This window comes from Bacillus thermozeamaize (assembly GCA_002159075.1).
GTDB lineage: Bacteria > Bacillota > Bacilli > ZCTH02-B2 > ZCTH02-B2 > Bacillus_BB > Bacillus_BB thermozeamaize.
In genome coordinates, this window is the sequence record LZRT01000099.1 from 1 (window position 1) to 9677 (window position 9677).

8 protein-coding genes and 2 pseudogenes are annotated in these 9677 nt (G+C 56.4%); 5 read left to right on the forward strand and 5 right to left on the reverse strand.

Annotation, left to right across the window (positions count from 1 at the left end; translation table 11 throughout):
* A pseudogene (locus BAA01_12110) lies at positions 1–329 on the forward strand (transposase).
* Positions 330–543: 214 nt separating this feature from the next.
* Here BAA01_12110 and BAA01_12115 read toward each other — a convergent pair.
* Positions 544–717, reverse strand: coding sequence for a transcriptional regulator (locus BAA01_12115; protein OUM85579.1), 174 nt, complete (start codon positions 715–717; stop codon positions 544–546).
* 422 nt (positions 718–1139) lie between these two features.
* On the opposite strand from BAA01_12115, the gene BAA01_12120 reads away from it, so the two are divergent.
* Complete coding sequence (locus tag BAA01_12120) at positions 1140–1742, forward strand: hypothetical protein (protein ID OUM85574.1); 603 nt, start codon at positions 1140–1142, stop codon at positions 1740–1742.
* 116 nt (positions 1743–1858) lie between these two features.
* Here the strand turns inward: BAA01_12120 and BAA01_12125 are convergent, their stop codons facing one another.
* The gene (locus BAA01_12125) at positions 1859–2272 is read right to left on the reverse strand and encodes a hypothetical protein (protein OUM85580.1); all 414 of its coding nucleotides are present in this window, start codon (positions 2270–2272) and stop codon (positions 1859–1861) included.
* A 430-nt stretch (positions 2273–2702) separates the two neighbouring features.
* Between BAA01_12125 and BAA01_12130 the strand changes: the two genes are divergently transcribed.
* The 3 genes from BAA01_12130 (at position 2703) to BAA01_12140 (ending at position 6455) form a co-directional block, all read left to right on the forward strand.
* Positions 2703–4751: a hypothetical protein gene (locus BAA01_12130; protein OUM85575.1), complete on the forward strand. Its 2049-nt coding sequence runs from the start codon at positions 2703–2705 to the stop codon at positions 4749–4751.
* A 274-nt stretch (positions 4752–5025) separates the two neighbouring features.
* Positions 5026–6000, forward strand: a complete 975-nt coding sequence (locus BAA01_12135; protein ID OUM85576.1) for a hypothetical protein — start codon at positions 5026–5028, stop codon at positions 5998–6000.
* A 98-nt stretch (positions 6001–6098) separates the two neighbouring features.
* Positions 6099–6455: a MerR family transcriptional regulator gene (locus tag BAA01_12140; GenBank protein OUM85577.1), complete on the forward strand. Its 357-nt coding sequence runs from the start codon at positions 6099–6101 to the stop codon at positions 6453–6455.
* On the opposite strand, the pseudogene BAA01_12145 reads toward BAA01_12140, so the two are convergent.
* The 3 genes and pseudogenes from BAA01_12145 to BAA01_12155 all read right to left on the reverse strand — a co-directional run bounded on the left by BAA01_12145 (position 6435) and on the right by BAA01_12155 (position 9525).
* A pseudogene (locus tag BAA01_12145) lies at positions 6435–7315 on the reverse strand (6-phosphogluconate dehydrogenase). The gene BAA01_12140 and the pseudogene BAA01_12145 overlap by 21 nt on opposite strands.
* A 293-nt stretch (positions 7316–7608) precedes the next feature.
* Positions 7609–9039, reverse strand: a complete 1431-nt coding sequence (locus BAA01_12150; protein ID OUM85581.1) for a hypothetical protein — start codon at positions 9037–9039, stop codon at positions 7609–7611.
* Between the two features lie 93 nt (positions 9040–9132).
* Entirely contained in the window at positions 9133–9525 is a 393-nt protein-coding gene (locus BAA01_12155; GenBank protein ID OUM85578.1) for a hypothetical protein, read from the reverse strand.
* Between the last annotated feature and the right edge of the window lie 152 nt (positions 9526–9677).

Here is a 9677-nt window from a genome sequence, read left to right on the forward strand (position 1 = left end):
ACGCCACCAGCGAACAGTTTCACAGCGAAATCAAGACGGATCTCGATCTGGAGCGGTTGCCCGCCGGCAAATTTGCAACGAATAATCTCGTACTGCATGCAGGCGTGTTTGCCTACAATCTGCTGCGTATCATCGGTCAGGAAAGCCTGCGCAAAGACGACGCGCCGATTCGCGGCAACGTGCAGCGCCGCCGAATCCGAACCGTTATTCAAAACATCATCTACATGGCTGTCCGGCTTGTTCGACATGCGCGCTGTCTATACTTGAACTTCGGAAAGCACAGTCCCTGGTCATCGGTGTTGGAGAGGGTTTACCGGGCGTTTGCATGACACGGACATGATGCAGGAGACGCTTTGGAACGACCTGTCGTCCGCCAGGTCTGTTTGGCATTCATAGATTTGAATTGACAAGCTATGATGCGTCCTTCTGCCATCGTAAAAAGCCAGTTCTTACGACCATCACAGAAAAAATGACTAAAATTACCGGTTTCAGAAACCGGGTTCCGAAACTATCCGCGGACGATCACGGATTCAGGTTCTGAATTCAATACAATTCATCTCCTTTATAGAAAAAGATTTCCTCAATGGGCCTTTTAAAAAATTTGGATATTTTAAATGCCAACTCTAGGCTGGGGTTAAATTTATTGTTTTCAATCGCATTGATCGTTTGTCTTGTAACGTGTAATGCTTTTGCTAACTCATCTTGCGTAATACGCATTTCTTTTCTCAATTCCTGTACTTTGTTCCTGATCAAATGTTGTAACTCTCCCCGAGTGTAAAGTTTTGTTTACACCCATGATACCCACATTATTACAAACGTCAAGAAATATTTACTTTTTTTGTTGGGGGATCGTGTGAAGTGCTGGTCTCGGTGCAGAGGGACAAAGGAATCCCTGTTGAGGGTGTCCATCATGATTGTCATGTAGGCTTCATGTTGGCATAGGGCTTGCGCGGTCGCGTGCGGTGGGCCTTGGAGCGGAGGAGCAGATGATGGGGAAGGAGCTTTCCTTTTCACGGAACAAACACACCCTGACAATATCACAGATTGGCAACTGACTGCTGCAAGAACGGTCGATTCTCCAGACGCCATTGTTGTAAACTGTATATGTAAAACAGCTGGTTTTCCGGGAAGGTGACGGGATGAAAACGCGTTGGATGAACGCCGCCGTGTCGGCGCTGAATCGCGGGGTCAAGCCGGGACTGGTTCCGGACGGGATCATCGACCCCGGTTTCGAACGGGAACTGGATGAGCTCCGCAAGGACCTTGCGGCGGACAGAGGCGCGGGAACGGCATGGCAGGCGCTGCTCAGCGGCCTCTATCTGTGCAACGGAAGCCTGGACAAATCCCATATCCTCGCCCAGGGCGTCCCCGATGCCACGGGGAGCTATTGGCACGGCATCATGCACCGGATGGAACCGGACTACGACAATTCCAGGTACTGGTTCCGGAGAACGGGACGCCACCCGGTGTTCGAGCGTCTGGCGCAGCGGACGAAGGAATATCTGGCCGGTCCGGGCGCCATGCCCCCTGCGGGAACCGCGGCGGCGCAAGCGTTGGCGCAGCTGGCTTCGCGGGATTCGTGGGACCCGTTCCTGTGGATCGACATCGTCGCCGCCCAGGCCGGGGGGCGATTGGGCGAAGAAGGGTTGTCCGCCGTGCTGCAAATTCAGTGGATCGAGCTGACGGAACTTTTGGATTTCAGTTTTCGCGCCTGTTTTGGAAATTCCCTCCTGGACCTTTAGCCGCGGGGGCTTTTACACCCCGGGAGGACCGTTTCCTGATCCGCCCCGGGAGACGTCCCGATGGCCCGAAGTTCGGCGGGTTCGCATCCGTTCGGCGCCGGTCAAATCCCGTCTCTTTACGCCCGATCCGGACGGCTTTGTCCGGCCGGCTTCTCGTAATTGGAGATCTCGATCAAATTGCCGTCCGGATCCCGGATGTAGATGGATAGGATCGGTCCTCTCGCTCCCGTTCGCTTGACGGGCCCTTCCACAACCGGGACGCCTTTCGACGCCAGAAACGTCTGCCATTCCCGCACGGGCGTCGTGCTGACAAAGCACAGATCCGCCGATCCGGGGCACGGTTTTTGGGCCTTGGGCTCAAATTCGTTTCCGTACGGATGCAGGTTGATTTTTTGGTCACCGAAGGCCAGCGCTTTGCGGTCGTTCCCGAACGTGATTGCTTCCATGCCCAAAATGTCCGTATAAAACCGGATTGTTCTTTCCATGTCGGCAACCGTCAATACCAGATGATCCAGAGCGTCGACTTTCACTCTTATCCCCCGCTTGTCAAAAATTCGGGCTGCCGCGCCCATGTAAATATTATAGGTGATCCCCGGGAAAAACCTCTCGATTTGAAATCCCGATGATAAAAACCCCTGTGGCGAGGGGATCGGTTTCGCAACCGCCTGTTCGCCTTTGCGCCGCGGCAGGCCGGTTGCGATCGCAACCCCAAACGGCTACAATTTGTCCGCCGCCGCGCCGGATGCATGGGCTTTGGTTGCCGGCGCATTCAAGGCAACAAATTGGTCAAACACCAATCCTTTCAATTTCATCCGGGAAATCGCCTTGACTTGGCGTTCGGGATGGTGGATAAAGGATATTGGAAAATTTCAGATTTACTAAGTTTTTTAAGTTTTTTATATAAGAAATTTTGGTTATTCGGGGTTCAGAACGTCACAATAAATACAAGGAGAGAATCAGGTGAGGAAATCCGGATTCAAAACCACATTGTTTGCCAAATTCATCGTCCCCGTTCTTTTTTTTGTGCTCGCCCCGAGTCTCGTCAACCTGTTTTACGCGTCCAATACCGCCGCGGACGCGCTGGAGACGGAATCCGGCAATTCGCTTTCCCGTCTGGCGATGGAGAAAAAATACGAAGTCGATCTCGTGTTCGAATCCCAGTTCTCCCTTTTGGATGTATGGGTCAACGACCCATTTACCGTGGAATTTTTCCGCGAACTGAACAGGACCGGACAGGCGGATCCGGAGAAGGCGCGGCAGCTCACGCAAATGCTGGAGGATCGGTTCCGGAAGGCCGACGGACTGTATGAAAACATCTTTTTCACCTATGATGACAAGGTGTTTGCCGACGGCATCGGAGGCGCATCCGTGGGCATTGCGATGGACCGGGAACGCGAGGCGTACTATTACCGGCAGCTGGAGAATCCGGGGCTGGCTACCGGACCTTACATGTATTCGCCCGTCACGGGAAGACCGGCCATCCCGATCATCAATTCGGTGCTGGACGGCGGAACGAACCGGATTCTGTCCACCCACGTCGTCCCGGTCGATGTCAACAGGCTCACGGAAAACCTGGTCAAGAGCAGCGAAGGCCAGCTCATGGGAACCCTGATTCTGGACGCGCAGGGGCTGGTGATCGCGGCGGACAAAGCCGATTGGGCGCTGAACCTGAATTTCGGCGAACAGGAAGGACTCCAGGGCTTCTTCGGGGAAATGCGGGCCGCGGGTTCGGGCGGCGGGAAATTCAAGCTGGACGGCACGGAATATATTGCCTCCTACCTTAAGCACGACAGGTACGAATTCTACATATTGACGTACATGCCGGTGGAGCAGTACATGGGGAAAGTGAACACCTTAAGGCTCAACATCGGCGGCGTCATTTTCGCGGGCATGCTGGTTTCCGGCGTGGCGGCGTTTTTCATCATCCGGTACCTGGTCAATCCGATCAAGCGCATCGCCGGAAGCGCCCGCAGGATCGCGGACGGGGATTTGACCGCCCGGGAGGTCGTGCTCAAATCCCGCGATGAACTCGGCGAGCTGGCGGGCGCCTTCAACGTCATGGTTGCCCGTCTGAAGGAAATGGTGCAGCGGATCGGCGTGACATCGGAAAAAGTGGCGACAACCGCGGAAGAGTTCCGGACGGTGTCCGGCCAGTCGGCGGAAGTCAGCCGGCAGGTGGCGGAGGCGGTCCAGAAGGTGACGGCCGGCACGGAGGAACAGTCCCGCCACATCGCAAGCAGCGCGGCCCAGATCCGGGAAATCTCGGACGGGATCCGCAACATCAGCGGAAATGCGCAGGACGCGACGGCTTTGGCCAACGAGGCCGCCGGCAAGGCGGACGCCGGCGCGCAGACGGTCTACGCTTCGATTTCCGAAATCAACGCGGTGGGCGAAAACATTCAGCTGTTGTCCGGAAAGATCCGGCATCTGGGCGAACGTTCGCAGGAAATCCGCCAGATCGTCAATGTGATCACGCAGATCGCCAACCAGACGAATCTGCTGGCCCTGAACGCTTCCATCGAAGCGGCAAGGGCCGGCGAACACGGGCGCGGATTCGCGGTGGTGGCCCAGGAAGTGCGCAAACTGGCGGATCAGACCAGAGAATCGTCCGACCAAATCAAAGCGCTGATCGACGACATTCTGGGCGAAACCGAACAGACCGTGCTGGCCATGGAAGAAGCGGTTGCGCAATCGTCCAGGGGGATAGAAGCCATCCATTCGGTGGAGCAAAGCTTTGGCGACATTCACCAATCCGTAAGCGAAGTGACCCTGCGCATCCAGGAAGTGGCGTCGGCCACCGAGCAAATGAGCGCGGCGATCGAGCAGGTTGCGGCAAACATCCGGGAGGTGGGCAACATTTCGATGGATACCGCCGCCCAGACCCAGCAGGTGTCCGCCGCCATGGAGGAACAGCTGGCTTCCGCCGAGGAAATCTCCACTTCCGCCCGCGAAATGGCCAGACTGGCGGAAGAGTTGCGGCTGCTCGTCAATCAATTCCGGATCGGCTGAGGCCGGGCTTGAATCGAACCCAATCAAGACGCCGGAGTGGTTATCCTCCGGCGTATTTTTTTCGGTTTACGGGGGTTCCGGATGTTTTGGCCGCCCGATGCCGCTTTCGAGAGGCTGCCCGCGGGTCATCCTTTTTTCAGCTTGCCGTCCCGTATCATCGCTTCTCCCAACCCTTCCCAACGAGGGCAAGCTTGGGATAAAATGGAACCATGGCTTGCGGCCTGGGAGATTGGCAAACGTTCCCGCGCGGAACATTGATGGAACTTTTGGGGTGATGCGGCACGTGGGAGCTTTGACGGCCATTCTTGTCGCATTGGTGGTCATCCTCGCCGTCGTTGCGGCTGTGGCGATTTTCCAGCTTCAACGCTTGCGGGAAAAACCGAAACCCGAAACCAATACGGACGAATCCCGTCCGCAGCGCCGGCAGCGCCAAAAATACGGCATCCTCAAATACTCCAGAATTGATGACCTGGACAAGCTGCCCAAGCAGTTTGTCATCATGGATATCGAGAAGACCGGGTCGCACCACCTGTATGGCAGGCTCCTCGAGGTCGGCATCCTCCGGGTGGTCAACGGCAGGGTCGTCGACCGTTTCAGCAAAAGCCAGCCCAAAATCGACGACGTCATCCACGAGATTCACGCTCGCATCCACGACGTGCCCATGGTGGTCGGCTTTGGCGTGGAATCCGATTTGAAGTTTCTTCATGTGGCGCTCGCGGAAAACGGTCTGGAAATTCCCGCCGTGACGTATTACGACGTGCAGGATCTGGTCCGGGAAACCCTGCCCAGAAATCTGCCGGAACTCTCGCTTGAAGCCGTCAAGAGCCACCTGGGCATCACCACGGCGGCAAACCGGGCGGTCACCGATTGCGACGTGATTCTGGAAGTCCTCAAGCGGTGCCTGAATCTCAGGGAGAAATTGCGCGAACAACAGCGGATCAGGCAGGATCAGCTGCTTCAGACCTTCAACGACCACGAAAAGCGTTTCGTCTCCGAGCTCAGGGAGAAGCTCCGCGAACGGGAAATCCCCGGCGAACTCGTCTTCAGCGTGCTTTCCGACCGGACCATCCATTTCGCCCTCGGCGGAAAGCAGCTGGGACGGGTGAAGCTGAACGGGAGAAAATTCCGGATGCAGATCCCGGGCGATCGCCAGCCCGCCTGGCTGGACATCGGAGACGTGGAGGAAGCGATCGGGAACCTCGAACACTGGATCAACCATGCGGCGAATACCCGGTCGGGCACCGCTTGAAACGGGGCCCCTGTAAAGAGGAAGGCTCCCCTCGGTCAGGAAGGAGGGGAGCCGTTCCTTGCGGGGGATGATCGATCATCTTCCGGGAGGACGTGCCCATGAAAATCAGCGAATTGTCGCGTCTGACGGGTGTCAGCCCCAGGGCCATCCGCCATTACGAGGAAAAGGGGCTGCTTGCGGCCTGTCGCCGCGAAAACAATTACCGGGAATTCGACGAATCCGCCGTCGACCGGGTCAGGGCGATTCGGCTCTACCTGAAGCTCGGGCTGACCACGGATGAGATCCGGATGCTGTTCGACGAGGAAGTGGCCGCGCCCGACGATTACGCCTTTTGCGAGGAAATGCTCGCCCTTTACGAGAGCAAACTGGACGCCGTCAACCGGCAGATCGAAGCGCTGAGGGAACTGAAGCGGCGCCTCGAAAGGCAAATCGCCCTAACCCTGGCCAAAAGGTAGCGGCGCGATGGCCTCGAATACCCGCGTGAACGCGTCTTGACCGTAGCCTTCCGCCACTTTTTGCGCCGCGATCCGCCGGATCGGGATCAGCCAGTCGGCCGGGATGCCCGCTTCCGTGCTTGCGTTTACGATGTGGTTCAGCGCGTGGCAGTTGACGGTCAGATTGGATTCGTCCGTGGCAAAGTTTCCCGCATCGAGCGCCGCGGCTTCCCGCGGATCGGTCAGGGCGGGGGCGATCACGTGCCGCAGCCAGGTTTCGGCATAGGGCAAAAAGGCGGCGGCGGAAACGCCGGCCGTCCGCAGCATGGCCAGCGCGTGGAAATAGCCGTACCAAGCCCCGTACAGCATGGTGAGCAGCGCCAGATCGTAGACCAGGGGAACTCCCGGGTCTTCCCCGAGATACACGGCATTCCCGCCGAGAACGCTGAGTATCGGCCGGGATCGTTCAAAGGCTTCCCTGGAGCCGCCATAGAAGATCAGGGTTTCCGCTCCGCCAATCATGGACGGGACGGCCATGATGGCACCGTCCAGATACGGAATGCCGTGCGCCGACGCCCACTCCGCCGTGCGGCGCGCTTCTCACGGCGTTCCACTGGTCAGATTCACCAACACTTTGTCCTTCAGGGCGCTTGTGCCGGTTCCAGCAACCGGTGTGCAATCTCGTATGTCGTGACGCAGACCACGACGAAACGGCCGGCTTCCGCCGCTTCCGCGACGGATTCCGCGCGTCTCGCGCCTTCGGCGGCCAGGCGGTCCGCTTTCGCGGCGGTCCGGTTCCAGACGGTCACACGATAGCCTTTGCGCAGGAATGCGCGGGCCAGCGCCTCGCCCATGTTGCCAAGGCCGATCACGGAGATCATGGCTATTCTCCTTTCCGAAAAAGGTTTTCCACGATCCCCATGATAAACGTTCACATTAATGTGAAGGTCAACCGTAAGCGTCGTGATTTTTCGGGTTGTCCCCGCCGTTTCGAAGCGCGTTGATGGCAATATGCTCCGATTTTTCATTAAAGAAGGAACCATACGGCCGCCCGGCTCGCCTGGAACTTGGCCGCTTCCTTTGTGATGGGCTTTCCCAGCTCAAACAAAGGCATACAGAAAAACTCCCCTCAATGGATTGAGAGGAGCGTTCAGTCCGTGCAAATGCGCCCACGTCAGCCACTGGCACGTTTTCTTTTTTGAAGCAGGACAGGGAGTGCGAACGTGAGAACGGACAGGATAAGAATCGCATCGAATACTGGCCGTTTGAAGAAAGACCACAGGTCGCCCCCCGTCATGTAATAGGCGGTCCAAAAGTTCGCTTCAATCAGCGGACCCAATATGATCGCCAATAGAAACGGGGCGATCGGGAAATCGAGCTTGATGAGCAGATAGGCAATAACCCCGGCAATAATCATCACCTGGACACCAAACAGGTCATTGGTGTCCGTATAGGCTCCGATGGAGCAAATGACGGAAATGGCCGGGCCCAGCACGCCAAGCGGCGTTTTCAGAATGTAGGAGCCCATCTGTACATATAAATGCCCGACAAGAAAAATGAGCAGGTTCACGATGATAAATCCCATGAAGAAGGTATAGGCGCTTACGGGAGAGTTTTTCAACAGCAGCGGGCCGGGCTGGATGCCTTTCATGATCAGAGCGCCCAGCATGACGGCGCACGCGGCGCTGCCCGGGACTCCGACCGACAGGGTCAGGACCAGATCCCCGCCAACCGACGCACTGTTCGCCGTTTCACTGGCAACGACGCCTTCCGGATTGCCCTTTCCGTAGGATTCGGGATTTTTGGAAGAGCGTTTGCTTTCATTGTAGCTCATGATAGATGCGATGGAAGGCCCCGCCGCCGGCGCGATCCCAATAATGGCACCGATAATGGCCGATTTGACGAAGGTCACCCAGTACTGGATCAGCTCGACTGGCTTCAGGAACCATTTTCGTACGTTGGATTTGAGGAAGTACTCATCCTGCTTTTTCATCTGGTCGAACACTTCGAACACCCGCGGCAAGGCCATCGTGCCCAGCACAAGCGGCACAAGGCCAAGGCCGGCGAGCAAATGGGGAACGCCGAAAACGAAGCGGTTGTACCCGCCCACCGGAGAAGTGCCAATGGAGCTCACGATCAGTCCGATCACCGCCACGATGAGTCCTTTCAGTACGTTCTTACCGGTGACGCCGGATACGGTGGATAACCCCCACAGCGCCAAGGCCAAAATTTCCGGCGCTCCGAATTTTAAGGCGAACTTGCCGATCACTGGGGTCAGGAATAGCAGAATGAAAGCGCTTACTAGACCCCCGAACGCCGACGCGTACAAACCGTAAAGCAAAGCTTCTTTCGATCTTCCCTGTCTTGTCATGGGGAAGCCGTCGAAGGTTGTGGGCAGGGCGGCGGCCGTTCCCGGAATGCCCAAGAGAATCGCTGAAATATTCCCTCCGTAGAGAGCACCGGCATAGACCGCTCCCAGCATGAGCAGCGAGCCTTCCAGGGGAAGTCCGAACGTAATCGGAAGCAGGAGCGCCATTCCCGTTGTGGCGGATAATCCGGGGAGCGCTCCGAAGAAAACGCCCAGGGCGAGCCCGATCAGCATCATCAGGATATTGTAAAGGGTCAGGCTGTTAAGCAATCCGTCCAGGATCAGCGAAATTGTAGACGCTTCCAAAGGAGTTCAACCTCCAAGAGACGCTTATGGCAAGTTGACATGAAGATAGCGGGCAAAGATGAAATACAGCAATATTGTCAGGCAGGAAGTCGTCACGATGTTGTGGATCCACTTGCGATAACCCGACAGATAGATAGCGATGAACAGGTAAAACAGCGTGGAAATGATAAAACCGATGCGGGGCAGGGCAAACAAATACAGAAGGATCAAGGCGAACTGGATGAGCAACCCCTTGATGTTGTCAAATGTCAATTTGCTTCCCGACGGCTTGATCACCAATAAGCTGCTCAAAACGATCAATAAAACCAGAAAAAAGGAGGGAAAAATAGATGCTTCGAAGGTCGCCCCTTTGAGCGAATAGAGCAGACCGGCCGAAATGAGAATCAGGATTACACCAACAATGCGATCGGCAAACATGTCATCCCTTCTTTCGAAAAAAGAGGAGAGGGAGGGGACTCCCTCTCCCCAGACTGTCGACAAACCCCTTGTCGGCAGTCTTTTTTATTCGTATGTTTCTTTATCCATTCACCGCGTTAATATGGTATAATATTGGCAGTACATCCTACAGG